General features: G+C 69.2%; 27 protein-coding genes. 12 read left to right on the top strand and 15 right to left on the bottom strand.

The features are described from left to right. Positions 1-14 precede the first annotated feature (14 nt). A complete protein-coding gene (locus tag I4J89_RS09725) occupies positions 15-422 on the bottom strand; it encodes a pilus assembly protein CpaE (RefSeq protein ID WP_196413544.1) in 408 nt (135 codons plus the stop codon). Positions 423-646: 224 nt separating this feature from the next. On the opposite strand from I4J89_RS09725, the gene cspE reads away from it, so the two are divergent. Beyond that, positions 647-850, top strand: coding sequence for a transcription antiterminator/RNA stability regulator CspE (gene cspE, locus I4J89_RS09730; RefSeq protein WP_030442529.1), 204 nt, complete (start codon positions 647-649; stop codon positions 848-850). A gap of 361 nt (positions 851-1,211) precedes the next feature. On the opposite strand, the gene I4J89_RS09735 is transcribed toward cspE, so the two are convergent. Further along, a complete protein-coding gene (locus tag I4J89_RS09735) occupies positions 1,212-1,928 on the bottom strand; it encodes a lysophospholipid acyltransferase family protein (protein WP_196413545.1) in 717 nt (238 codons plus the stop codon). A 101-nt stretch (positions 1,929-2,029) separates the two neighbouring features. Between I4J89_RS09735 and I4J89_RS09740 the strand changes: the two genes are divergently transcribed. Next, complete coding sequence (locus I4J89_RS09740; RefSeq protein ID WP_196413546.1) at positions 2,030-2,893, top strand: hypothetical protein; 864 nt, start codon at positions 2,030-2,032, stop codon at positions 2,891-2,893. A 3-nt stretch (positions 2,894-2,896) separates the two neighbouring features. Here I4J89_RS09740 and I4J89_RS09745 read toward each other — a convergent pair whose 3' ends face one another. The 4 genes from I4J89_RS09745 to I4J89_RS09760 are packed head-to-tail and all read right to left on the bottom strand — an operon-like array spanning position 2,897 to position 6,084. Beyond that, positions 2,897-3,835: an ABC transporter permease gene (locus I4J89_RS09745; RefSeq protein WP_196413547.1), complete on the bottom strand. Its 939-nt coding sequence runs from the start codon at positions 3,833-3,835 to the stop codon at positions 2,897-2,899. Further along, positions 3,825-4,583 (bottom strand): ABC transporter ATP-binding protein, encoded by a 759-nt coding sequence (locus I4J89_RS09750; RefSeq protein ID WP_196413548.1) that lies wholly within the window; start codon positions 4,581-4,583, stop codon positions 3,825-3,827. The genes I4J89_RS09745 and I4J89_RS09750 overlap by 11 nt, the downstream gene beginning before the upstream one ends. A 5-nt stretch (positions 4,584-4,588) precedes the next feature. Then, positions 4,589-5,662 (bottom strand): ABC transporter substrate-binding protein, encoded by a 1,074-nt coding sequence (locus I4J89_RS09755; protein ID WP_196413549.1) that lies wholly within the window; start codon positions 5,660-5,662, stop codon positions 4,589-4,591. A gap of 8 nt (positions 5,663-5,670) precedes the next feature. Then, on the bottom strand, positions 5,671-6,084 hold the full coding sequence (locus tag I4J89_RS09760; protein ID WP_196413550.1) for an RrF2 family transcriptional regulator: 414 nt from the start codon (positions 6,082-6,084) through the stop codon (positions 5,671-5,673). A 151-nt stretch (positions 6,085-6,235) separates the two neighbouring features. Here I4J89_RS09760 and I4J89_RS09765 point away from each other — a divergent pair, with 151 nt between their 5' ends. From I4J89_RS09765 to I4J89_RS09780, 4 genes are all read left to right on the top strand, one after another. Then, the gene (locus tag I4J89_RS09765) at positions 6,236-7,543 is read left to right on the top strand and encodes a M16 family metallopeptidase (protein WP_196413551.1); all 1,308 of its coding nucleotides are present in this window, start codon (positions 6,236-6,238) and stop codon (positions 7,541-7,543) included. Continuing rightward, on the top strand, positions 7,540-8,859 hold the full coding sequence (locus tag I4J89_RS09770) for a M16 family metallopeptidase (RefSeq protein WP_196413552.1): 1,320 nt from the start codon (positions 7,540-7,542) through the stop codon (positions 8,857-8,859). Before I4J89_RS09765 ends, I4J89_RS09770 begins: the two co-directional genes overlap by 4 nt. Next, complete coding sequence (gene nudC / locus I4J89_RS09775) at positions 8,856-9,833, top strand: NAD(+) diphosphatase (RefSeq protein WP_196413553.1); 978 nt, start codon at positions 8,856-8,858, stop codon at positions 9,831-9,833. The genes I4J89_RS09770 and nudC overlap by 4 nt, the downstream gene beginning before the upstream one ends. A gap of 89 nt (positions 9,834-9,922) precedes the next feature. Continuing rightward, positions 9,923-10,804, top strand: a complete 882-nt coding sequence (locus I4J89_RS09780; RefSeq protein ID WP_196413554.1) for a phytanoyl-CoA dioxygenase family protein — start codon at positions 9,923-9,925, stop codon at positions 10,802-10,804. Positions 10,805-10,849: 45 nt separating this feature from the next. On the opposite strand, the gene I4J89_RS09785 is transcribed toward I4J89_RS09780, so the two are convergent. After that, on the bottom strand, positions 10,850-11,092 hold the full coding sequence (locus I4J89_RS09785) for a mycoredoxin (protein WP_196413555.1): 243 nt from the start codon (positions 11,090-11,092) through the stop codon (positions 10,850-10,852). Between the two features lie 83 nt (positions 11,093-11,175). On the opposite strand from I4J89_RS09785, the gene I4J89_RS09790 reads away from it, so the two are divergent. The 3 genes from I4J89_RS09790 (at position 11,176) to I4J89_RS09800 (ending at position 14,213) form a co-directional block, all read left to right on the top strand. After that, positions 11,176-13,311: an ATP-dependent DNA helicase UvrD2 gene (locus tag I4J89_RS09790; RefSeq protein WP_196413556.1), complete on the top strand. Its 2,136-nt coding sequence runs from the start codon at positions 11,176-11,178 to the stop codon at positions 13,309-13,311. Between the two features lie 118 nt (positions 13,312-13,429). After that, the gene (locus I4J89_RS09795; protein WP_196413557.1) at positions 13,430-13,708 is read left to right on the top strand and encodes a hypothetical protein; all 279 of its coding nucleotides are present in this window, start codon (positions 13,430-13,432) and stop codon (positions 13,706-13,708) included. Positions 13,709-13,850: 142 nt separating this feature from the next. Further along, complete coding sequence (locus I4J89_RS09800) at positions 13,851-14,213, top strand: WhiB family transcriptional regulator (RefSeq protein ID WP_196413558.1); 363 nt, start codon at positions 13,851-13,853, stop codon at positions 14,211-14,213. Between the two features lie 411 nt (positions 14,214-14,624). Here the strand turns inward: I4J89_RS09800 and I4J89_RS09805 are convergent, their stop codons facing one another. From I4J89_RS09805 to I4J89_RS09835, 7 genes are all read right to left on the bottom strand, one after another. Next, a complete protein-coding gene (locus tag I4J89_RS09805) occupies positions 14,625-14,975 on the bottom strand; it encodes a hypothetical protein (protein WP_196413559.1) in 351 nt (116 codons plus the stop codon). Positions 14,976-15,324: 349 nt separating this feature from the next. Further along, entirely contained in the window at positions 15,325-15,624 is a 300-nt protein-coding gene (locus tag I4J89_RS09810; protein ID WP_196413560.1) for a hypothetical protein, read from the bottom strand. A gap of 38 nt (positions 15,625-15,662) precedes the next feature. Continuing rightward, entirely contained in the window at positions 15,663-15,893 is a 231-nt protein-coding gene (locus tag I4J89_RS09815) for a hypothetical protein (protein ID WP_196413561.1), read from the bottom strand. After that, positions 15,890-16,153 (bottom strand): hypothetical protein, encoded by a 264-nt coding sequence (locus tag I4J89_RS09820; RefSeq protein ID WP_196413562.1) that lies wholly within the window; start codon positions 16,151-16,153, stop codon positions 15,890-15,892. The genes I4J89_RS09815 and I4J89_RS09820 overlap by 4 nt, the downstream gene beginning before the upstream one ends. A gap of 190 nt (positions 16,154-16,343) precedes the next feature. Next, positions 16,344-17,690, bottom strand: coding sequence for an ABC1 kinase family protein (locus I4J89_RS09825; protein WP_196413563.1), 1,347 nt, complete (start codon positions 17,688-17,690; stop codon positions 16,344-16,346). Positions 17,691-17,729: 39 nt separating this feature from the next. Next, positions 17,730-18,845 carry a ubiquitin-activating E1 family protein gene (locus tag I4J89_RS09830; protein ID WP_196413564.1) on the bottom strand — a complete coding sequence of 372 codons (1,116 nt, stop codon included), beginning with the start codon at positions 18,843-18,845 and terminating at the stop codon, positions 17,730-17,732. Between the two features lie 210 nt (positions 18,846-19,055). Continuing rightward, a complete protein-coding gene (locus I4J89_RS09835) occupies positions 19,056-19,217 on the bottom strand; it encodes a DUF5679 domain-containing protein (protein WP_169792401.1) in 162 nt (53 codons plus the stop codon). Between the two features lie 473 nt (positions 19,218-19,690). Between I4J89_RS09835 and I4J89_RS09840 the strand changes: the two genes are divergently transcribed. Both I4J89_RS09840 and I4J89_RS09845 read left to right on the top strand, forming a co-directional pair. Beyond that, positions 19,691-20,218 (top strand): M48 metallopeptidase family protein, encoded by a 528-nt coding sequence (locus tag I4J89_RS09840; RefSeq protein ID WP_196413565.1) that lies wholly within the window; start codon positions 19,691-19,693, stop codon positions 20,216-20,218. A gap of 29 nt (positions 20,219-20,247) precedes the next feature. After that, positions 20,248-20,844 carry a hypothetical protein gene (locus I4J89_RS09845; RefSeq protein ID WP_196413566.1) on the top strand — a complete coding sequence of 199 codons (597 nt, stop codon included), beginning with the start codon at positions 20,248-20,250 and terminating at the stop codon, positions 20,842-20,844. Here the strand turns inward: I4J89_RS09845 and I4J89_RS09850 are convergent. Continuing rightward, positions 20,841-22,007: a zinc-dependent metalloprotease gene (locus I4J89_RS09850; RefSeq protein ID WP_230858723.1), complete on the bottom strand. Its 1,167-nt coding sequence runs from the start codon at positions 22,005-22,007 to the stop codon at positions 20,841-20,843. The genes I4J89_RS09845 and I4J89_RS09850 overlap by 4 nt on opposite strands. A gap of 159 nt (positions 22,008-22,166) precedes the next feature. On the opposite strand from I4J89_RS09850, the gene I4J89_RS09855 reads away from it, so the two are divergent. After that, a complete protein-coding gene (locus I4J89_RS09855) occupies positions 22,167-23,195 on the top strand; it encodes a YlbL family protein (protein ID WP_196413568.1) in 1,029 nt (342 codons plus the stop codon). Positions 23,196-23,274 lie beyond the last annotated feature (79 nt).

Consider the following 23,274-nt stretch of genomic DNA (forward strand, 5'->3'; position numbering starts at 1 on the left):
CTGGACGATTTCGGTCAGGCGGTAGCGGCGGCCAGCAGGTGCAGCAGGGCCGCGGCGTAACCCAGTTCGGCGGTCGGCGCGGTGAAGGTGTGGCTTTCGCCGAGCAGTTCCACCCGTACCCGATAGCGGTCGTTCTCGCGGCGCAGCTCGCGGAACGTCGCACCGAGCAGCTCGCGCAGCTGGTCCTCGCGCGGCAGCCAGATGGTCTCGTCCAGGTCCACGTCGTCGAGCGCCCACTCGGTCGTCCCGTTGAATCCGATGATCCGCCCTTCCGGACGGTCGTGCACCTGAATGGTCATGTTGCTCAGCACGAAGACCTCGTCGTCCAGGTCCCGATCGGGCACCGCGAACCTGTCGCCGAGTCGTGGCTTCCAGATCAATCCGGCGGCTTTCAGCTGCCGCGCGACTTGCACGCCGAGCACGTCCCGGCCCCTCTCGTCATGCTAGGCTCGCGAGCGTTGTCAGTTTGGTTCCCAAGTACTCAGGAGCGCCTGTGGGGAAGTCTGCCCCAGGCGCTCTTTGTCGTAACCCGGGTTTCTCCGGTACGGGCGATCAGTACGGCGACACGAGCCCCGCAGAATACGGGCCTTACCACCTCGTTCCCGTCCATAATGGTCGGGAACGATCGACCGTCGAGGAGACGACAATGGTTACCGGCGTTGTGAAGTGGTTCAACGCGGACAAGGGCTTCGGGTTCATCACCCCCGACGACGGCGGCGCCGACGTCTTTGCCCACTTCTCCGCGATCCAGATGTCGGGTTACCGCAGCCTGGAAGAGAACCAGCGGGTCGAGTTCGAGGTGACCCAGGGTCAGAAGGGCCCTCAGGCCGCCAACATCCGCGCCGTCTGATAAACGCATCTGACGAGCGGCTGCCTCCGGCAGCCGCGAGCGCATGACTGCGGCGCCGTACTCGGCAGGGTGCGGCGCCGTTTGCGTCCCGGCGACACGAAGGTCCCGGATGTGAAAAGGCTCCCGGCCGGGCCGGGAGCCTTGGATCAGTTTCGGTCGACCGTCGCAGCCGGGCTCGGTTTTGGTCAGACCGCGCCGGCCGGGCTCGGTTTGGTCAGACCGCCCCGGCCGGGCTCGGTTTTGCTTGGACCACCCCGGCCGGGATTGGTTTGGTCAGACCGCACCAGCCGGGCTCGGTTTGGTCAGACCGCCCGGGCCAGGATTGGTCTCGATCAGACCGCCCCAGCCGGGACTGGTTCGGTCAGACCGCCGCGGCCGGGCTCGGCAGCGGGGCGCTGCCGCCCAGGTGGGCGGGAAGCCACCAGCGGTCGTCCTCGCCGGACGGCTTCTCCGGGTACGCCCGCTGCACCGCGTCGAGCAGCCCGCTCAGCCGCTGCTTCAGCGCCGCCGTGATCGCCTCGGGGGTGGCGCCGTCCGGCATCGGAACCGCCTCGCCGATCTTGATCAGGACCGGCACGTGCCGCTTCGTGAGCTCCTTCTTCCGGCCCTTGGTCCAGAGGCGGTGCGGGCCCCAGACGGCCATCGGGATCAGCGGGACACCGGCCTCCTGAGCCATCCGGGCGGCCCCGGACTTCAGGCCCTTGACGGTGAACGACTCACTGATCGTCGCCTCCGGGAAGACGCCGACGATCTGACCCTTGCGCAGCGCCTCGGTCGCTTCCCGGAAGGCGCCGGTGCCGGCCTTGCGGTCCACCGGGATGTGCCGCATGCCGCGCATCAGCGGGCCGCTGACCTTGTGGTCGAAGACCGACTTCTTCGCCATGAACCGGACCAGCCGCTTGGCCGGCTGGGCGCCCAGGCCGCAGAAGATGAAGTCGAGGTAGCTCGAGTGGTTGCTGGCCAGCACCGCCCCGCCGGTTGCTGGGATGTGCTCGGCACCGTCAATTTCGATCTTGAGGTCGAGCACTCGGAACATCGTCTTGGCCAAGGCGACGACCGGGGGATACACCAGTTCCATGGCAGCACGGTAGCTGACATTTCCGGGATTCGCGCCGGGCGGGGCGCACAATACCGGCAGGCGTACCGGCCGGTGACACAACCGTGGTGTTCACTGGGGAGATGTCGAGTCGCGCGGGCGGGCCGTGGGCGTCGGGAGCGGTGACCGCTTTGGGCGTACCCCCGCTGGTTTCCGCGCAACCAACCACGCCACCGTCGGCGCCCCCGCCGGACGGACCACAGCGGCGCCGGCGGCAGTTGCTGATCTTCGGTGGGGCGGCCGCCGCGATCCTCGCGGTGGGGCTCTCGATCCTGCTGGTGGTGATCTTCGGCGGTGAGAGCAATCCCTTCGCCGACAAGGAGTCCGGACCGACTGATGTCCGGCCGCCGCTCGCGCAGGCCTGCCCGGCGCCGACCGGATCACCCAGTGGGGCGGCCACGCGGGCGCCGAGCGCTCCGCCGCCGGCGGCCGGGGAGCGGACCGTGGACGACGAGGCCGGCATCTCCTACAAGAAGTACGCGGCGCCCTGGGTCACCTGGGATCAGGAGTGGCGGGCCGGGACGCTGAACGTGCCCTACCGGGTCGGTCAGCACTTCGTCACCGAGGTGTACGGCGGCGGTGAGTACCACGCCTCGATCCTCTCCGCGGCGGTGCCGGCGGCGGACAACGACGCGGTGTCGCTGGATCTCGAGTGCGTCGGCAGGCAGGTCGCGGCGGACGTCCGGGCCGAGTACTACCCGCAGCCGAACACCATGGAGCCGCTCCGCGACGAGGTCACCACGCTGGGCGGGCGGCCGGCCTGGGTGAGCGAGTTCCGGCTGCGCTTCACCGAGCCGGGGCTGACCGCCACCGAGGAGTTGTCCGCGGTGGCGGTCATCGACGTCGGCAAGCCCACGGCGGCGATCCTGTACGTGTCCATCCCGGGCACGCACAAGCAGTTCGACTACGTCGTCGAGGACGTGCTGAAGTCGGTCCGGCCGCTGTAGGGATCAGCTGCCGGTCAGACCCCAGCGCTTGCGCAGGGCGTTGTCGGCGGTGTTGAACAGGACGTCGATCAGGATGCCGATCACCAGCACCACGATGATGTAGCAGATCACCAGCGAGGCCTCGCTCAGGTCGCGCGCCTGCTGCATGCGTACGCCGATCGACAGCGCACCCGGCACGATGACCAGCAGCTCACCGGCCATCAGGCTGCGCCAGGAGAACGCCCAGCCCTGCTTGAGCCCGGAGATGAACGACGGCAGCGAGGCCGGCAGGATGAGGTGTCGGTACTTCGCCAGACCCGTCATGCCGAGCACCTGGCCCACCCGCAGCCAGGTCCGCGGCACGTAGTCGATGCCGCTGATCAGGCCGTTCGCCACCGACGGCGCCGCACCGATGATCACCACGAACATGATGGCGCTCTCGCTGATCTGGAACAGCAGGATGGCGAGCGGGAACCACATGATCGACGGCATGGTCTGCAGACCGGTGATCAGCGAGCCGATGGCCGCCCGCAGCGGGGCGAACCGGGAGACCGCGGCGCCGATCACGGTGCCGATCGCCACCGCGAGGAGGAAGCCGGTGAACGCCCGGATCAGGGTCAGCCGTACGCCGTCCCAGAAGTCCGCCGTGGTGATCAGGTCGCGCAGGTCGGAGAAGACCGTACCCGGGCCGGGCAGCACGTAGATCGGCTTCCACTCGGCGAGCACCACGGCCTGCCAGATCGCGATGACGATCGCGATCGCCAGCAGCTTGGGCCAGGCGCTGTTCCAGATGCGCCCGGCGAGGTTGCCCTTCTCCTTGCGCGGCCCGAGCTCGAGCGCGTCGAGACCGCTGACCCGGTCCGCCGCCGCGATGTCGACCGGCTTCGGCTCGTGGGTGGCGGGCACCGACCCGGCGCTGAGACCGTCCAGGCCGGCCCGGGTGGATGGCAGCTCAGTTGGCATGACGGGCGACCTCCGCGCGGAGCCGGTCGGTGATTTCGGCGGCCTGGGTGGCCACCTCGGTCGAGTCGATGCGCCGCGGGCGCGGGTGGTCGATCGTGAAGTCCTCGATGACCCGGCCGGGCCGGCTGCTCAGCAGGATGACCCGGTCGCCGAGCCGGACCGCCTCGCGGACGTTGTGCGTCACGAAGAGCACGGTGAGGTTCTGTTCGCGCCAGATCCGCTCCAGCTCGTCGTGCAGGATGTCGCGGGTCATCGCGTCCAGCGCGCCGAACGGCTCGTCCATGAGCAGGATGTCGGCGTCCTGGGCGAGCGCGCGTGCCAGTGCCACGCGCTGCCGCATGCCGCCGGAGAGTTCGTGCGGCCGCTTGCCGCCGAAGCCGCCCAGCCGGACGATCTCCAGCAGCTCCTCGGCGCGCTTCTTACGCTCCGCCCGGCCCACGCCCTGTAGGCGCAGCGCCAGCTCGACGTTGCCGGCCACCGAGAGCCAGGGGAAGAGGGCGGCCTCCTGGAACATCAGCGAGATGTGCTTGCCGCCGATGTCCAGGGTGCCGCCACTGATCTTGTCGAGCCCCGCCACCAGGGACAGCAGCGTGCTCTTACCGCAGCCGGAGGCGCCCAGCAGGCAGACGAACTCGCCCTTGCTGACGGTCAGCGACACGTGATCGAGCGCGAGCAGGGCGTTGCCGCCGGACCCGTACTGCTTGGAGACGCCGTCTAGGCGTACCACCGCGGATTCTGCGAGGCTCATCGTCGTCAGGCTGCCGCGTCGCTGACCTCAGGCTGGCCGTCAGCCTTGAGGACCTCGTTCAGCAGGGTCAGGTCGTAGATGCCCTTCAGGTCCACCGGCTTGAGGAGGCCGACCGACTCCGCGTTCTTGGCGCTGGTGTACAGCGACGAGGCGATCGGGTCGTGGGTGAACTTGAGGTTCTTGAACGCGGCCTGCAGGATCTCGTCCTTCAGCGGCTTGCCGGAGAGAGCGGCGAGCTGGTCGTTGGCGGCCTTCTGCGCCTCGGCGTTGTTGGTCTCGATGTACTTGACCGACTTGACGTGGCCCTGGAGCAGCTTCTTCACCGTGCCCGGGTACTTCTTCAGGAACTCCTGGCTGACGATCAGGTGGGTGGTGACGAACTCCTGGTTCGGCCACAGGGTCTTCTCGTCGACCAGCAGCTTGCCCTTGGACTCCAGCTGCAGACGGCTCAGGTTGGGCTCGGGCACCCACGCGCCGTCGATCGCGCCCTGGGCGAAGGCCTGAAGCGCGGTCGCGTTGTCCTGCGGCTGGATCGAGACGTCGCCGCCGCCCTGCTGGTCGGCGTTGAGGCCGTTCTCCTTCAGCCAGGCACGCAGCGCCACGTCCTGGGTGTTGCCCAGCTGCGGGGTGGCGATCTTCTTGCCCTTGAGGTCGGCCGCGGAGTTGATGCCCTCCTTGACGACCAGTCCAGCGCCGCCGGAGGTGCTGCCCGCGATGATCTTCAGTGCGGTGCCCTTGGACTGCGACCAGCCGTTGATCGCCGGGTTCGGGCCGATGTAGGTGGCGTCGATCGCGCCGGAGAAGAGTGCCTCGATCGCGGCCGGGCCGGCGTTGAAGGTCTTCGGGTCCAGCTTGGTGCCGGTGCCGAGCGCCTCTTCGAAGTACTTCTTGTTGACGCCGACCAGGGCCGGGGCGTGGGTGATGTTCGGGAAGTAGCCGAGGCGGAGCGTCTCGGCCTCGGCGCCCGCGCCGGCGGAGGTGGACGCCTTCTCCTCGTCGGAACCGCAGGCGGCGAGGGCGGTCGAGGCCAGCACGGCGGCCGTGGCGAGGGCGAGCGCACGTATGGTGCGGGAGCTCATGCTCACTCCTAGTTTCGTTTCACTGAGGTGATGGAGATTTCGGCCAGGGTTCTGTGGTCGACCACGCCCTCGATGGCCGCCTCCACGGCGATCCACACGTCGTGCAGCGCCGTCGCCGCACCGTGGTAGGTCGCTGTGGAGGTGGGTAGCCCGCGGACTGTGGTGAGGGCGCCTCCGACGGCGCGTACCACGTCGCCGACGGTGATCTCCTCGGCCGGGCGGGCCAGGGCGTACCCGCCGTCCACACCGCGGTGGCTGTGCAGCAGCCCGGCGCGGCGCAGATCGAGCAGGATTCCTTGCAGAAAGCTGAGCGGGATGTCCTGCGCGGCCGCCAGACCGGCGGCCTTGACCAGGCGAGGGTGCTCGGCGGTGACCGCCAGCATCGCGCGTACGGCGTAGTCCGTGCGTGCCGAGACGTACACGATGCGCGCTCCCCTCGCTGAAACTTTGCATAACCTATCTGTTGGATGGGAATGATGGATCAGATGGGTTTAGTGCGTCAAGCCGGGTGTCGAAATCCGGGACGTCGGGTGACTACAGCGCGGATCCGCGCCGACACGCTAGATTCGTACCGTGGCGCCCAGAATCAAGATCCCCGCGACGAAATATCCGGTCGAGCGATTCACCCTCGGCAACGGTCTGCGCGTGGTCCTGTCCCCGGATCGCAGCGCCCCGGTCGTCGGTGTCGCTGTCGTCTACGACGTCGGCATCCGCAGTGAGCCGGAGGGGCGGACCGGCTTCGCCCACCTCTTCGAGCACCTGATGTTCCAGGGCTCGGAGAACCTGGAGAAGCTGGCGCACTTCCGGCACGTGCAGGGAGCCGGTGGCAGCTTCAACGGCTCCACCCACCTGGACTACACCGACTACTTCGAGGTGCTGCCGTCCGGCGGTCTCGAGCGTGCGCTCTTCCTCGAGGCGGACCGGATGCGCGGCCCCCGGCTCACCGAGGAGAACCTGCGCAACCAGGTCGACGTGGTCAAGGAGGAGATCCGGGTAAACGTCCTGAACCGGCCGTACGGTGGCTTCCCCTGGCTGAAGCTGCCTCCGGTGATGTTCAAGACGTTCCCCAACGCGCACGACGGCTACGGCTCGTTCGAGGACCTGGAGAGCGCCACGGTCGAGGACGCGCAGGGCTTCTTCGACCGCTACTACGCCTGCGGCAACGCGGTGCTGTCGGTCGCCGGTGACTTCGACGTGGCCGAGGCGACCGCGATGATCGAGCGCCACTTCGGTGACGTGCCGGCCCGGCCCGCGCCCGGACTGCCCGACTTCGCCGAACCGGACGTGGGTGAGGAGCGGCGGGAGTCGTACACCGACCGGATCGCCCCGCTGCCCGCGGTGGCGGCGGGATACCGGGTGCCCGACCCGATCGGCGCCTTCGACGCCTACCTGCCCTTCTCGGTGCTCGCCGAGGTGCTCACCGACGGCGACGCCTCCCGGCTGGTCGAGCGCCTGGTCCAGCGTGACCGGACGGCCACCACGCTCGGCGGCTACCTGGGTTTCATGGGCGACGAGTACCAGGTGCGCAACCCGACCGCGCTGCTGCTCCAGGCGCACATGCCGCCCGGCGGCGACGCCGGCAAGGTGCTACAGACCATCGACGAGGAACTCGACCGGCTGGTCACCGACGGTCTCAAGCCGGGCGAGCTGGCCCGGACCCAGGCCCGCATGGGTACGCGGTTGCTGCACGACACCGACGCGGTGCTCGGGCGGGCCCTGCCGATGGCCGTACTGGAACTGCAGCGCGGCCGCCCCGACCTGCTCAACGATCTGCCGAAACTGATCAGCGAGGTGGCCGAGGAGCAGATCGTCGCCGCCGCGGCCACCCTGCGGCCGGAGCGCCGCGCCAGTGTCGAAGTGATCCCGGGAGCCGGACAATGACGAGCAAGACCCTGCCTGACCTGGTTCCGGACGCCGCGCTCAACCTGCCCCGGGAGTCCGAGCGCACCCTCCCGAACGGCTTGACCGTGATCGCGATCCGCCGCTCCGCGGTTCCCCTGGTCGAGGTGCGGCTGCGCATCCCGTTCGGCCGGGCACCACTGGCCCCCGCGACCCTGCTCTCCCAGGCCCTCTTCACCGGCACCAGCGGCATGTCGAGCATCGACCTCGCCGCCGAGTTGCAGGCGGTCGGCGGCAGCCTGGCCGCCGGACTCGACCCGGACCGGCTGCTGATCACCGGCAACGCGCTCGCCGACGGCCTGGACCGGACGCTGGAACTGCTGGCCGCGGTGCTGACCGACGCGACCTACCCGGTCGAGGAGGTGTCCACCGAGCGGGAGCGCCTGGCGGACCACATTCAGGTCGCGTTGAGCCAGCCGACACACCTGGCCCGGGTGGCCCTGCTGAAGCGGATGTACGGCACCCACCCGTACGCGGTGCAGACCCCCAGCCCGGACGAGGTGCGTGGCGTCGAGCCGGATCCGCTGCGTGAGCTGCACGCCGCCCGGCTCCGCCCGGCCGGTGCCGTGCTCGTGCTGGTCGGCGACATCGACCCGGACCAGGCCATCGACACCGCGGAGAAGATCCTCGGCGGCTGGACCGGTACGGCGCCGGACGGCGGCATCCCGCCCGCCCCCGCGCTGGAGACCGGTCCTCTGCTGCTCGTCGACCGGCCCGGCTCGGTGCAGTCCTCGCTGCGGATGGCGCTGCCCGGCATTCCGCGTACCGACCCGGACTATGCCGCGCTCAGCCTGGCGAACTTCATCTTCGGCGGATACTTCTCGTCCCGCTGGGTGGAGAACATCCGGGAGGACAAGGGTTACACGTACGGTTCGCACTCGGTGATCGAGCACTTCGTGGCCGGTTCCGCGCTGCTCGCCGCGGCCGAGGTGGCCACCGAGGTGACCGCACCGTCCCTGCTCGAGACGCTGTACGAGCTGGGCCGCATCGCTAGCCTCCCGCCCGGCGAGGAGGAGCTCGAGCAGGCCCGCCGGTACGCCCTGGGCACGCTCCGCCTCGGCATGTCGACCCAGGCCGGTCTCGCCGGCCTGGCCAGCATGTACGCCGGCTTCGGTCTGCGCCTCGAGCATCTGCGCGAACACTCGGCCGCGCTCGCCGCCGCCACCCGTGAGCAGGTCGCCGCCGCCGCGGCCAAGTACCTCGCCCCGGCCCGGGCGGTGACCGTGGTCCTCGGCGACGCGGACAAGATCGAGCCGCAGTTGTCCGCCCTGACGGCAGTGGAGCGCAGCGCAGAGTGACCGAACCGGAGCAGCCAGACCTGGGCGAGCAGCCCGGAACACCACCGCTGGCACGGAGCACCCTGGACCGTGCCGCGGTCCGGCGCAAGGACGAGGCCTGGCTGGCCGAGGCGTGGGAACGCGGCCGGATCCTGGTGGTGGATCTCGCCAAGGGCGGCCGGGCCCTGGTCACCGACCGGGCCGACGGCGGCGCCACGCTGGTGCTGCTGCCGTCGGCCGAGGCGCCGGAGGGTGAGCGCTGGTTCCTGGGGATCGAGGCCGACGGCACCCCGGTCTGGACCACGAACGCTTCGCTGGATCCGTCCGGCGACACGCGGGCGGTGACCCTGCGCGAGATCGGTCACCGGCTCGACGACCGGGACGCCGGTCTGTTCACCGCTGCCGCCGCGCTGGGGAACTGGCACGCCAGTCACCAGTTCTCGCCGCGTACCGGGAAGCCCACCGTCGCGGTCGAGGCCGGCTGGGCTCGCGCCGACGACGACGGGCAGCTGATGTGGCCGCGTACCGACCCGGCCATGATCGTGCTGGTGCACGACGGGGTCGCCGGGCCGGCCGGGCGGTGCCTGCTCGGCCACAACGCGGCCTGGGGGACCGGGCCGGACGGCGTACGGCGCTTCTCCTGCCTGGCGGGTTACGTCGAGCCGGGTGAGTCGGCCGAGGCCGCCGTCGTACGCGAGGTGGGCGAGGAGGTCGGCATCCGGCTCTCCGCCCTGCGGTACGAGGGCAGCCAGTCCTGGCCGTACCCCGGCTCTCTCATGCTGGGCTTTCACGGCGTCGCGGATCCCGCGCAACCGCTGGTCCTCGACCCGGAGGAGATCGACGAGGCGCACTGGTTCACCCGGGACGCCATCGCCAAGATGATCGCCGGCGGTTATGTCGATCCGGAGTCCGGTGTGCCGATGAGCCTGCCGATGCGTTCTTCGATCGCTTTCTACCTGGTCGAGAAATGGTTACTCGCCGGAGCAAATAGTTAACTCAAAGTAGTAAATAAAAATTCTCCGGTTGGATGGCAACCAATAGCAGTGGTCATCGCGTCTTGGTTACAAAGACGAAGGGGGAACCGATGACCCAGGTGGAGGCACCGGCGTGGACGCCGATGACCGCTGAGGAGCGGGAGGCGTTCGATCGCGACGGTTACATCGTCGTTCCGTCGGTGCTGAGTGAGAGCGAGATCGAGGTCGGCCGGACCGCGATTCTCGGGGCGTATGAGAAGGCGAAGCGAGACGGAAAGCTCGGGCCTACGGGGGCTCTGCACCAACTCTCCCCGATCGCTGGGGTTCCGGAGCTGGCGTTCCTGCTCGACCACCCGAAAGCCTTCCGGTACATCTGGTCGCTGCTCGGGTGGAACATCCACGTGTACCACTCGCACATCGACGTGCACCCGCAGCTCCACGAGCAGCAGAAGCAATGGTGGCACTGGCACCAGGACGGTGGCCGGCAGAACCGGGAGATCGAGACCGATCCTCGCCCGATGCTGTCGGTGAAGCTGGCGTACTGGTTCTCCGACGTGAGCGAGACCGGCCGGGGCAACTTCACCGTGCTGCCCGGCAGCCACAAGACCAACTGGCTGCCCGGCCCGCCGAGCCGCGGCGTGTCGTGGCCGCAGCCGGAGGGCGCCACCCAGATCACCGCGAACCCGGGTGACCTGGTGGTCTTCGACCGGCGCATCTGGCACGCCCGGTCCGACAACTACTCGCCGATCACCCGTGTCGGTGCGTTCTTCGGCTACACCCCTCGCTGGATCGCCATCCGCGACGAGGTCGCCGACCTGCCGAACCGGCCGGAGTGGGCGGGCCTGACCGAGGTGCAGAAGCAGCTGCTCGGCGGCTTCGGCCACGGTGACGGTGATCACCAGTGGGGTCACTACCCGGAGACCACGCCGCTATACGGCGCGCTGAAGGAGCGGGGCCTGCTCGACTCCAGCATCCCGGCTCTGATCCCGTAAACGCGAAAAGGGCCGTCCCTGTCCGGGACGGCCCTTTCTTCACGTCTATGCCGAGATGGCTGCCAGATGCTGCTTGACCTGGACGATCGACGGGTTGGTCAGCGCCGATCCGTCGGAGAACTTCAGCGTGGGCACGGTCTGGTTGCCGCCGTTCACGCTGCGCACGAACGCGGCCGAGGCCTCGTCCTGCTCGATGTCCACGACGTCGTAGGCGATGCCCTCCCGGTCGAGTTGCGACTTCAGGCGGTGGCAATACCCACACCAGGACGTCGAGTACATGGTCAGCATCGGTCAGGACTCCTTCGATACAGGTCACACGGCGGTGCGGCTGACAAGCACAACGCACGGCCGGGGTGTCATGATTCCCTACCGTGCGGACTGATGGGGTGCTGGCCGGGCTCGACCCCGAGCAGCGGACGGCGGTAACCGCTCCCGCGGGTCCAGTCTGCATCCTCGCCGGAGCCGGGACCGGCAAGACGCGGGCGATCACTCACCGGATCGCGTACCGGACGTCGACCGGCGAGATCAGCCCCCGCCACGTGCTCGCGGTCACCTTCACGGCCCGGGCCGCGGCCGAGATGCGGGCCCGGCTGACCGGGCTCGGGACGGCCGGCGTGCAGGCGCGTACGTTCCACGCCGCGGCCCTGCGGCAGGTGCGCTACTTCGCTCCCCGGCTCCTCGAGGGCCGGGCGATGCCCGAGCTGGTGGAGAGCAAGGGGCGGCTCGTCGCGGCCGCCGCCGGTAGCCAGGGGTTGCGGGTGGATCGGGCGGCCGCCAGAGATCTCGCAAGCGAGATCGAGTGGGCCAAGTCCTCGCTGGTCGAGCCGGGGGAGTACGCCGTGGCGGCGGCCAAGGCGCTGCGCGAGCCGCCGTACGAGCCGGCCCGGGTGGCCGAGGTCTTCGCCGCCTACGAGCAGCTGAAACGCCGCCAGGGCGTGATCGACTTCGAGGACCTGCTGCGCGCCGCGGTCTGGGGCATCGAGGAGCACGCCGACGTCGCCGACCAGATCCGTGCCCAGTACCGGCACTTCGTCGTCGACGAGTACCAGGACGTCAACCCGCTCCAGCAGCGCCTGCTGGAGGCCTGGCTGGGCGGGCGCGATGATCTCACCGTGGTCGGCGACGCCAGCCAGACGATCTACTCGTTCACCGGTGCGACCTCGTCGTACCTGATCGACTTCCCCCGGCAGCGGCGCGACGCCGTCGTGGTCCGCCTGGTCCGCGACTACCGATCCACGCCGCAGGTGGTCGGGCTGGCCAACGCGGTCATCCGGCAGGCTCGCGGCACCGAGGCGAAGCTGCGCCTGGAACTGGTCGGCCAGCGGCCGGCCGGCCCGGAGCCGGAGCTCAAGATCTTCCCGGACGAGCCGGGCGAAGCGGCCGCGGTGGCCCGGCGCTGCCGGGAACTGATCGCCGCCGGCACGCCGGCGAGCGGGATCGCGGTGCTCTTCCGCACCAACGCGCAATCCGAGGCGTACGAGCTGGCGCTGGCCGAGGCCGAGGTGCCGTACGTGGTCCGGGGCGCGGAACGGTTCTTCGAGCGCTCGGAGGTGCGCGGGGCCATGGTCGCGTTGCGGGCCGCGGTGCGTTCCATCCCCGGCGAGACCCCGCTGGTCGAGGCGGTCGTGGAGGCGCTCGCCGCGACCGGGTGGAGCCGGACCCAGCCCCCGCCGGGCGGTGCGGCACGCGAGCAGTGGGAGGCGCTCGCCGCACTGGTCACCCTCGCCGAGGAGTACGCCGCGACGCCCGAGATCCTGCCCATCGGAGACGCCGGCCGGGTCCAGCGGGACGTGTCGCTGTCCGCCTTCAACAACGAGTTGGCCCGCCGTGCCGAGCAGCAGCACGCGCCGACCGTGGCGGGTGTCACACTCGCTTCTTTGCACTCGGCCAAGGGCCTGGAGTGGGACGCGGTCTTCCTGGTCGGGCTCGCCGACGGCACGCTGCCGACGACGTACGCCAAGACGGCCGAGCAGTTGGAGGAGGAGCGCCGCCTGCTCTACGTCGGCGTGACCAGGGCACGGCAGGTGTTGTGGCTCTCGTACGGTCAGTCCCGCTCACCCGGCGGCCGGCCCCGCCGCCCGTGCCGGTTCCTGCCGCAGCTGGAGCGATCCGGATCGGCCGAGCGAAGCACCGACCGCAGTCGGAAACCCGACCGGCGCCGCCCGCAGGTGTCCTCCTGCCGGATCTGCGGTACGACTCTGCTGGCCGGTGCCGACCGCAAACTGGGCCGCTGCCCGACCTGTCCGTCAGACCTCGACGAGGACCTCTACCAGCGCCTTCAGGTGTGGCGCGCGAACACCGCGGCCGACCTCAAAGTTCCTGCATATGTGGTGTTCACCGATGCCACCCTGGTGGCCATGGCGGAACGCCGCCCGGCCGAGCCCGCACAGCTGCTCGCGATCGCCGGGATCGGCCCGCGCAAACTCGGTCAGTACGGCGATGCGGTCTTCGCTCTGGTGGCCGGAGCCAGCCCAGATGATCTTGCACAAAAAAACTTCGAAAGTTAGTCCGTTAATTCGTTTGCCCTCTCCTGTAGGGCAGGCATAGCCTCAGAACACGTCTTGGCGAGCGTTGGGTTCGCCGAGGGTTTACCACGAGTGCAAGGTCAAGGAGGAGGTGGCAACGATGAAGCTCAACACCACGATGCGTCCGTCGATGCTGCCGACTGCTGCCTGGACTCCGTCCGCCCCGCTGCCCGCTACCGCCGCTCCGTTGGCGCTGCTGGCCGCTGAGCGGACCCCCGTCCCGCAGGTGCACCAGGTCCAGGCTCAGACCGAGCTGGGCAAAGCGGTCCTGGTGCTCATCGACGGAAACAAGGGGACCACTGGGTTCAACAGCTCCATCTCCCGTAAGCGCTACACGGATGGTGGCAGCGGTGTCCCGCCTCGAGGAAGGCCGGTCTGATAAACCAGACCTCCGGCTCACCTCGAGGCCGCGGAACCCGTAACCGGGATCCGCGGCCTAAATTTTTGCCGGCTCACAGGCCGGTGCACGACCCGTACTGCGATCCAGAAGATCGAGAAGAAGAGAGAGGTGACCGGGCTTTATGAGTCTGGCGCTGGCCCCACTCGACGTGAGCGTCGAGCTCGAGGCAAACCTGCCCTGTCGGAAGTTCGACCCGGACCTGTGGTTCTCGGACTCCCCGGCCCAGCTGGAGTTGGCCAAGTCGCTCTGCGGGGACTGCCCGCTGCGCGTCGAGTGCCTCGCCGGCGCGGTCGAGCGGAACGAGCCCTGGGGTGTCTGGGGCGGCGAGATCTTTGAGCGCGGTGCCGTGGTTCCGCGCAAGCGGCCGCGTGGCCGTCCCCGTAAGGCCGACGTCGCCCGCGACGCCGAGCTGGCCGTCGAGGTCGAGGAGCGGCTCGCCGCGAACGGTCTCGAGTCACGCAACTCTGTCCGACTGGCGGCCTGAAATGAAGACCCTCCCCACTGTCGTAACCGAAACGCGAAAGCCGAGTACCGAGATGCCCACGAACGGAGCAACCAAGATGAGACTCATCCAAGAGGCGTTGTCGAGAGCTCGAATGCGTCGGCCTCAGAGTGACCGTGCACCTGAGGCTTACCGCTCCGCTCGCCAGATCGCCATGGAAGCCCGTCACCGGGCCGCCCGCGAACTCGGTGTCTGAGCCCGAATCCCGATGACGAAACGACCCGTCCGCCAAATGCGGGCGGGTCGTTCCCTTTCCGGCCTAGTTGTACGGCGCACCCGAGGTCAGGGGAATGTCCGGCCGGCCGAAGTCGCAGTAGACGGTGACGTTCGTACGGTCCAGGTTCGCCGATGCCGGGATGTCCGACTGTGTCATGCTCGATCGTCGGCCGGCGTTCAGTCCGGTTTTGCACGTGTCCAGCGGTGGCGGATTGTCGAGGCTGCCTCCGGCGATTGCGCCCGATGCATCGCGGAAGACCAGTGATACGCCACGTGGGCCATATCGGCGCAGTTCGTCGACTCGACATCGAATGTCACCTCGCCCTGGCCGCTGGCTTCCCTTTTCCCGCTACCCGCCACCACGGTCGCGGTCACTCGGCCGAGGCCGTTGTTGCCGTCACCGGGCTCCAGCCATTGGCCCACTTCAACGGTCGTCGCAATGGAGCCGATCTCCTTGCCCTGACGCTGCGTCAGTTCGTCAAGCAGGCCCGCGCTGCCGACGGCAACGCTGTCGCCGGGCAGGATCAACGGTATGAGCTGAGTCCGGAATGGCTGGTGAAGTCGGTCGATCACGGTGCGCCCGGTGGAGTCGACGGCATCGAGCGTGGCAACGTTCGATAGGCGACCTTGCCGGTGTTGTCGCGTAGCAACACGCCCATGCTTGCTTTAGCCGATCCGAAGGGCCCGACCCTCGAGAAGCCTTGTTCAATGATCTGGACGCCCGACGAGTCACCGACAGGCGGCATTGAGGACGGCGGGGTGAACTGGCATGTGGGTCGGCTCTGCGACGTGGTACCGGAATCCGGCCGGGTAAACAGATATCCGGCGATAGCCAGCGCGACGATCACCGCAAGGGCGGTTCCCCACCTTCTGTACCTCATGCGTCGTAGTCCAGTCCCTGCGGAGTGAGGATGGTCCTCCTGGTTTGATCCGCGAGTGCGGGCCTCGGCGAGACGAAGCGCTCCCGGCGCGCCGCCACGGTTGCGGACATCGCGGTCATCGCATCGGCGATCTCCTGCTCTTTGCGGAGAGCCACGTACATCAGTTGACAGAGGGCCTGCTCGACCTGGCCGAAAACGGAGGACGCCACGGTAAGCAGGAGGACCTGATAGTCGAGGGCGTCGCCGCCGTTCATCGACTCGAATGCCTCGATAGCGCGGTGCGCGAGTTCGTCCACGTTGTTGCGGCACTCCTGCCACAGAGCCTTCTCCGCCGCTATTGCACCTGCGAGTGCTGCGACCAGGCCGAACTGGTTCGCTGTGACAGCGTCCCAGAATTCCACAAAGTCTCGCCGGATGAAGCCGACGACCTCAGCGGGACCGGATTTCTGTCCTTCACGGAGAGGTATTCGCCGTCCACAAGAACGATGCCCTGCTCGTCGAAGGCCGCCCTCAGTGCCAACTCCTCGATGCGCTGGGCGTGCTGCCACAGTTCGGCGTAGCTCATCGGGTCTCACCTGACGACCTCGGAGGCTCTCCCGGCACCCTGTCCTGCGCCAGGATCACGTTGTCCTTGGCGTTGGCGATCGCATCGGTGTTGATCTGTTCGGCGTCCTGATATTCCTCGGATGCCATCACCAGGACGTCGCCGGTGGCCGCCAGGTTCTCCGCGGTCTCCCGGAGCATCTCCACGGCGGTGTCGGCGAGGAACTGCCATGCGCCCCGCGTCGCACGGTCCGCCGAGCAGTTCCGACCGCCACAGTGCACCGAGGTTGTTCTCGGCGGCGGAGATCTTGGCGACCACGTTCTGATAGTGCGCGGCCAGCGGCTTGAGCTTCAGCTCACCCGCCTCCCAGAGGCGCACACAGTCCGCCAGGTCATCGTCGTCCTCCATATTGGGGTACGCCGATGGTGCCGAGCGCGGTTCAGCGCGACGAGTGCCGAGAATGTCCGAAGATCAGGAGTCGGAGGCGAAACCGGGGAGCCAGTCGATGAGGATCTGGCGGTATGCCGCCTCCGCCTCCAGCTGGCAGAGGACCCCGATCGAGCCCAGCGTGACCCGGTGGATCAGCAGGTAGGACGGCGGCAGGTTGAGCTTGCGGCTCAGCTGGTACGCCGGCGACCGCGGACTTCCCAGCCGGGTCGCCTCGGAGCGCAACCAGCTGCGTGTGAACCGGAACCGCTCCACCGCGACCGGCTCGATCATCGGCCGGAGGAAGGTGAGCACCGTCTCCGCGTCGATCTCGTCGTCGGCCTTGATGAACTTCTCCTCGCGCAGGCCGTCCACGACCCCCTGGGCGTCGCCCTCCAGGGCGAGCCGCACCAGCCGGCCGATCGGCTCGGGATGCCCCTCGGGGAGCCGGGCCACCGCGCCGAAATCGATCACGCCGAGGCGGCCGTCGGGCAGGATCCGGAAGTTGCCCGGGTGCGGGTCGGCGTGCAGCAGCCCGGCGCGGGCGGGTGCGGAGAAATGCAGGATCGCCATGAGCCGGCCGGCCTCGTCGCGTTCCTCCGGGGTGCCGTCGGTGATCACGCGGGCTAGCGGTGTGCCGTCGACCCACTCGGTGACCAGGACCTGTGGCGCCGAGGCGACCACTCGCGGCACGAAGATCTCCGGGTCGTCCTGGTACGCCGTGGCGAAGGCCCGCTGGGTCTCCGCCTCCATCTCGTAGTCCAGCTCCTCGGTGACCCGCTCGCGCAGCTCGGCGAGGAGCGGCTTTATGTCGATCCCCGGCTGGATGATTTTGAACATGCCGGCCAGGCGTCCGAGCTGCTTCAGGTCGGCGATCAGGGCGTCACCGGCGCCCGGATACTGCACCTTCACGGCGACCGGCAGCAGCTTGGGTTTGGCGTTGCGCCGGGCCGGGGGCAGTTTCCACACCGCGCGGTGCACCTGGCCGATGCTGGCGGCCGCCGCCGGGCTGTCGTCGAACTCGGCGAACCGGTCGCGCCAGTCCGCGCCGAGCTGAGCCGCGAGCGCCTTGTGCACGTTCGCCACCGGCATCGGCGGCGCCGCCTCCTGGAGCTTGGTCAGGGCCTGCCGGTAGGGGCCGGCCATCTCGTCCGGTAGTGCCGCCTCGAACACCGAGAGGGCCTGACCGAATTTCATCGCGCCACCCTTGAGCTGTCCGAGGACGCTGAAGAGCTGCTCGGCGGTGCGCTGCTGAATGTCCGCCGAGATGACGTCGCTTGCGATGCCGACGGCTCTCTTGCCGAGCCCCAGTGCGGTACGCCCGGCGAAGCCGAGGGGTAGGGCAGCGAGTCTGGCCGTCCGGGAAGCCGCGCGGCGCGGTATGTCCGTCACCAGATCATTGTTACTGACGTTCGGGGGTTACTCCGCCCGTCACTTGGTGGTTTGGTGCTTATGCGGTGAAGGTCTGGTAAAGGGGTGTGGCCGGCGGCGCTGGCAGTCACAGCTCGCATGGGGCGGCCAGGTCCGGCGCCGGAACCGGCCCGGCGAGCTGATCTCCACTGCGGCGCCGAGCGTCTCCGGGGTCCGGCCGTCCAGGTAGGCGAGGACTTCGGCAGTCGCGTACGCCGTGGCGGCGAGCAACGTGGCGACCGCACACGGCTCGGCCGCGTCCGGGTTCGCCTGCGTCAGCGCACCCGGCCATCCGGCGTCCCGCTCCAGGCGGTGCAGGTCGAGGCAGTTCAGACACGGTGTGCCGCGGGCCGGCACCAGTGGGCCGATCACCGCCGCGCCGTCGCGGATCGCCACCGCGAGGTGCGGTTGGCGGCGGGCGGCGTGTCCGGCGGCGATCAGGGTGGTCGGCTCGTCATGGGAGAGCTGGACGACCAGGGAGGCGGGCATCCGGCGTACGCCGGACACGTCGGTGCCGGGTGCGGCGCGCTGGATCGCGGCCGTGACCGCGGCCCGGCGAGGGCTGCCGACGTCCGCCGGCTGAAGTGGTGCGCCGGCCAGCTCGTCGGGTCCGACGGTGCCGGACAGGTCCGGGTACACATGGCCGACCCCGGACTCGGCCAGGGCGACCGCGATGGTGGGGCCGAGCCGGCCGTGCCCGGTGATCACGATGCGGGCGGCGCGGCGCCGCCGGAAGACCCGGGCCGGCGCCGGGTCGGTCCGCACACCCCCGGAGGTACGCGCGGCGGCGTCCAGCGCCAGGGCGGCGGCCTCGCCGGAGAGGCGGTGCCGTGTGGCGGCCGGCAGCGTGGCCGGCAGAAGTGCCGCGGAGGGCAGCACCAGGCCCGCGGCGTGCAGCAGGTCGAGAAGGGCGCGGGCTTCGTCCGGTGGCACACCGAGCTCCGCCGCGCGGAGCAGGACGATCCGCTCGGGCCGCCGGCCGTCCAGCAGGTCAAGGACCTTCGCGGTACGGGGATCGGGCAGCTGGAGCAGGACGGCGTGTGCCGGGTCCAGCCCGATCTGAAGCTCGCCGGGACTGCGCCAGATGCGCGGCAGACCCGGGATCAGGGTGGGCCGGGGCAGCGGTGTCCGAGTCATGAGTGACAGGGTGTCACCGCGACGCTGCGGAGTGATGTTGTTATCCACAGGACGTCGATGTCCTGAGCCGCGTTGTCCACAGCCTGGCCTGAGTTTTCCACAGGTTGCTGTGGTTCTCCGTTTAACTCAACGTGGCTGAGCGAACACGGTTACGGCAGTTTCCGAGATGTGCCGGGGAGGGCGACCGGCGGCCGCACTCCCCGGGCACGCTCACGCCTTGGCCTTGCCCAGGATTCGGTTCATCGTGGTCCCGCAGACCGGGCACTTGCCCTTGGCCATGTTCATGCCGGTCTTCGAGACCTCCACGTTGCCCTGGAAGTCACGCTTCTCCTTGCACTTGACGCAGTAGCCGTTGTACGTGGTGTCGGCCACGGTTCCTCCTCGTCGTTCTCGTCGGCCGCTCGGCCCGATGCCTTGTTCGCGGCCACGGGCGCGAACCTGTCTGCGGCGCTGGACCGTTTCGCGGTCACGCGGATGTGGCCACCCGTCCGGGGCGGTCACTTACCCAGGTCAGGCCGGTTCCATGTCAACGCAGCGTCGGCGGTGTCGCCGACGAAGCGAGTGTGCCGGTACGAACTATCCTTTTCCGCCAGGTTTGCCGGGACACGCCGATGAATCCCTTCAGATAGGCAGAAAACGGACGAGAAGGTCGCCGAAGCGGCTGACTCGACCATGGTCTAGTTAGACTTGTGTCTCCGGTGTTGCCGGTGAGGAAAATTTTTTCGGGTATATCCGGTCGAAGCGCGCATTTTCCGTGACAGTCATTGCCCGTACTCTTGCGGTGACCAGGGGCATCCGGATTAGCGTCTCAACGTGAACCCGAATCTGGGCCGCGCGAGCCGGTAATGGTCCGCGCGCGCAAGCCTGTCGTGGAAGTGCGGCGCAGTCAGCGCCGGCGACGGACGGTGTCCGCGTATCGCGACGGCGAGCGAGTCGTGGTACTCATCCCGGACCGCTTCTCACGTGCCGAGGAAACCGAGTGGGTCGAGCGGATGCTCGCCCGGCTCGCCGCCCGTGAGGAACGCCTGCGGTGCACCGACGCGGAACTACTCGCCCGCGCTCACCGGCTGGTCGGGCGGTACCTGGCCGACTACGCGGATCAGGTGGTGCCGGCCAGCGTGCGCTGGGTCACCAACCAGAACGGCCGCTGGGGGTCCTGTACTCCCGACGACGCCACGATCCGGATATCCCACCGCATCCAGGAGATGCCCGACTGGGTCATCGACTACGTGGTCCTGCACGAGCTGGCACATCTGGTCGTGCCGAGCCACAACACCCGCTTCTGGGACCTGGTGAACCGCTTCCCCAAGGCCGAGCGTGCCCGCGGCTACCTGGAGGGGGTCTCGGCGGCAGGCAGCCTGGTGATGGGCTGAGGGGGAGCGCCTCTCGGTAGGGTGAGCGGGTGACGCGGCGGGTGGTTGTGGCGATGCTGGTGCCGGTGTCGTGGAGCCCACCCGGTGTCGACCTGCGGGCCTGGCGGGCCGCGATGGCCGAGGACGTGGTGGACCTGCTGGCGCGGCTGGCGCAGGCGGAGGCGGCGATCGCCGTGGTGCCCGCCGACCGTGACCTGGCCGACGAGATCGCCTGGCCCGGCACCCGGATCTACGAGGTTCCCGAGCCGACCGTGCTGCCGGTGCTGAAGGCCGCCGCCGAGGACGGGTTCGACCAGGCCGCCGTGATCGCCGCTGACGCCCCCGACGTCCCCGGCATGACCCTCGGCAAGCTGCTCCGGCCGCTGGACAGCAAAGCGGTCGCGGTCGCGCCGAACGGGCCCGGAAGCGGGCTGTTCGGCGTCGCGACGTCCCTGCCGGCGCCAGGCTGGCTCGTCGATCACGACCTGGACACCGCCTCGGCCCCGCTGCTGCGCAGAACGGCGCCATCGCCGGGTGACGTCACGTCCACCCCGCAATGGCGCCGCCTGCGCGGTCCGGCCGACCTGGCGACGCTGGACGTCGCCCTGGAGGGCTGGGAGAACACCCGAGCCCTGCTCGGCGGCTAGTCCTCGGTCGGGCCGTCCTCCATGCCCTCCAGCTCGCTGATGTCCCAGTCCGACCGGCTCCGGGCGAACGTCGCCGGGTCGGCGAAGTCGTCGTCGGTGGGTAGCAGGTCGGGGTGGTCCCAGAGCGCGTCGCGCCCGGCGATCCCACGGTTCTCGGTGACCGCCGTCCACAGCGCGCCGGCCTCGCGCAGCCGGCGCGGCCGCAGCTCCAGGCCGACCAGCGCGGCGAACGTCTGCTCGGCCGGCCCGCCCGCTGCCCGGCGCCGCCGGAACGCCTCGCCGAGTGCGGCCACCGAGGGCAGCCGATCACCGGCGGCGGCGTCGACCACGTGGCCGACCCAGCCCTCCACCAGTGCGAGCGCCGTCTCCAGCCGGGCCAGGCTCGCCTTCTGCTGCGGCGTGTCCTCGGGCGTGAAGATGCCCTCCAGCGCCATCGCCTGCATCGACTCGGGATCGGTGGGATCGACCCGGCTCATCGCCTCCTCGATCGCCTCCCGGTTCACGGTGATCCCGGTCGCGTACGTCTCGACGGCGCTCAGCACGTGCGCCCGCAACCACGGGACGTGCCCGAAGAGCCGCTGGTGCGCCGCCTCACGCAGGGCGACGTACAGGCGTACCTGATCTTCGGGAAGCTCGAGGCCGGACCCGTACGCCTTGATGTTGGACGGGATGAGTGCGGCCGTGCCCGCCGGGCCGAGCGGAAGCCCGATGTCGCCCGCGGAGAGCACCTCCGCGGCGAGCTGGCCGAAGGCCTGCCCGAGCTGGCCGCCGAAGAGCGCGCCGCCCAGGGTGGCGACCATCGACTGCATCGGGCCGAGCTGGGCGCGGGCCTCCTCGGGCACCAGGTCTCCCATGGCGCCCACCATGCGGCCGGCGATCGGCTCGCACAGCTTCTTCCACACGTCCAGGGTGTTGTAGATCCACTCGTTGCGGTTCCACGCGACGGCCTTGTGGATGCCGCTCGGAAGGGCGGTCACCGGGTCGAGCCACAGGTCGGCGAGTCGCAGAGCCTCCTCGACCTGATGGCGTTCCAGCATGTTCACCGCCGGGTCGCCGGTCGCGGAGAGCTGGCTGGCGGCGACCTGCCGGGCCAGGTCCCAGTTGACCGGGCCACTGCCGGGAGCGGCGAACATCTGCTGCAGCTGCGCCATGAACTGCTGCATCTGCTGCGGGTCGGAGGGGTCGGGCGGCTGAGCGCCCGGCAGGGAGAAGCCGAACGGGATATCAGGCACGACCCCCACGGTACGCGCGAAATGCCCGCAGCGGACTGAGGGAGGTATCAGCTCAGAGAGAACTCAGGGTAGGTGGGTACGCTCACGCGCATGAGACGTCGCGGTGTCACCGTCATCCTCGGCGCCCTGATCACCGCTCTCCTGGCAGCCGGTGTCATGGTCGCACCCCTGCCTTACGTGGTGCTCAAACCCGGACCCACGGTCAACACCCTAGGCTCGGACAACGGCACCGAGGTGATCCAGATCAAAAAAGGTGACACCTCGACCTCCGCGGGTCAGCTCCGTCTCACCACCGTCAACGTGCAGTCGCAGGTGGAGCTCGTGTGGGCCATCCGTGGCTGGCTGAGCGGCGAGGACGCGGTCGTCCCGCGGGAACTGATCTATCCGCCGGACCAGAGCGAGAAGCAGGTCCAGGAGCAGAACGCCCAGGAGTGGAAGCAGTCGCAGACCAGCGCCGAGACCGTCGCGCTGCGCGAGCTGGGCTACCCGGTCCAGACCTACGTGTTCGAGCTCACGCCGGGCGGCGCGGCCGACGGCGCGCTCCGGAAGAACGACGTGATCACCGCGATCGACGGCACCGCGATCACCCGGCCGGGACAGGTCACCGAGCTGGTCCGGGCCAAGCCGGCGGGGACCACGCTGAGCGTCGCCTACGAGCGGGACGGCAAGGCGGCCACCGCCGCGGTCACCACGAAGGCCGCCGCGGACGACGACACCCCGCGACTCGGCATCGAGATCCGGACCAAGCAGCCGAACCCGTTCGACATCGAGATCGACCTCGACAAGATCGGTGGCCCGAGTGCCGGGCTGATGTTCAGCCTCGGCATCATCGACAAGCTCAAGCCGGAGGACCTCACCGGCGGCAAGATCATCGCGGGCACCGGAACCATCGACGACGACGGTAATGTGGGCGCGATCGGCGGCATCCCGCAGAAGCTGGTGGGTGCCAAGGAAGCCGGTGCCGAGCTCTTTCTGGTGCCCAAGGACAACTGTGCGGAGGCGCTGCGCAACGCGGTGCCCGACCTGCCCATGGCCGAGGTGGCCACGGTGGACGACGCCCTCACCGCACTCAAGACCTTCACCGCCGGCGGGACCCCGAAACCCTGCTCGGCGGCGTGATGCCCGTGCCGGTAGTGACGAGACAGTTCTGCCGCGTATCGAAGCCGGATGCGACATCGTAAGGTGAAACACCGGCCAG

It is taken from the genome of Actinoplanes aureus (assembly GCF_015704865.1).
Classification (GTDB): Bacteria; Actinomycetota; Actinomycetes; order Mycobacteriales; family Micromonosporaceae; genus Actinoplanes; species Actinoplanes aureus.

What these genes read in the sequence shown, in the direction of transcription:
- cspE (WP_030442529.1), top strand. Translation starts at nt 647, where the DNA reads ATGGTTACCGGCGTTGTGAAGTGGTTCAACGCGGACAAGGGCTTCGGG.
- I4J89_RS09735 (WP_196413545.1), bottom strand. Translation starts at nt 1,928, where the DNA reads ATGGAACTGGTGTATCCCCCGGTCGTCGCCTTGGCCAAGACGATGTTC.
- I4J89_RS09740 (WP_196413546.1), top strand. Translation starts at nt 2,030, where the DNA reads ATGTCGAGTCGCGCGGGCGGGCCGTGGGCGTCGGGAGCGGTGACCGCT.
- I4J89_RS09745 (WP_196413547.1), bottom strand. Translation starts at nt 3,835, where the DNA reads ATGCCAACTGAGCTGCCATCCACCCGGGCCGGCCTGGACGGTCTCAGC.
- I4J89_RS09750 (WP_196413548.1), bottom strand. Translation starts at nt 4,583, where the DNA reads ATGAGCCTCGCAGAATCCGCGGTGGTACGCCTAGACGGCGTCTCCAAG.
- I4J89_RS09755 (WP_196413549.1), bottom strand. Translation starts at nt 5,662, where the DNA reads ATGAGCTCCCGCACCATACGTGCGCTCGCCCTCGCCACGGCCGCCGTG.
- I4J89_RS09770 (WP_196413552.1), top strand. Translation starts at nt 7,540, where the DNA reads ATGACGAGCAAGACCCTGCCTGACCTGGTTCCGGACGCCGCGCTCAAC.
- I4J89_RS09780 (WP_196413554.1), top strand. Translation starts at nt 9,923, where the DNA reads ATGACCCAGGTGGAGGCACCGGCGTGGACGCCGATGACCGCTGAGGAG.
- I4J89_RS09785 (WP_196413555.1), bottom strand. Translation starts at nt 11,092, where the DNA reads ATGCTGACCATGTACTCGACGTCCTGGTGTGGGTATTGCCACCGCCTG.
- I4J89_RS09795 (WP_196413557.1), top strand. Translation starts at nt 13,430, where the DNA reads ATGAAGCTCAACACCACGATGCGTCCGTCGATGCTGCCGACTGCTGCC.
- I4J89_RS09800 (WP_196413558.1), top strand. Translation starts at nt 13,851, where the DNA reads ATGAGTCTGGCGCTGGCCCCACTCGACGTGAGCGTCGAGCTCGAGGCA.
- I4J89_RS09815 (WP_196413561.1), bottom strand. Translation starts at nt 15,893, where the DNA reads ATGAGCTACGCCGAACTGTGGCAGCACGCCCAGCGCATCGAGGAGTTG.
- I4J89_RS09830 (WP_196413564.1), bottom strand. Translation starts at nt 18,845, where the DNA reads ATGACTCGGACACCGCTGCCCCGGCCCACCCTGATCCCGGGTCTGCCG.
- I4J89_RS09840 (WP_196413565.1), top strand. Translation starts at nt 19,691, where the DNA reads ATGGTCCGCGCGCGCAAGCCTGTCGTGGAAGTGCGGCGCAGTCAGCGC.
- I4J89_RS09850 (WP_230858723.1), bottom strand. Translation starts at nt 22,007, where the DNA reads ATGCAGCAGTTCATGGCGCAGCTGCAGCAGATGTTCGCCGCTCCCGGC.
- I4J89_RS09855 (WP_196413568.1), top strand. Translation starts at nt 22,167, where the DNA reads ATGAGACGTCGCGGTGTCACCGTCATCCTCGGCGCCCTGATCACCGCT.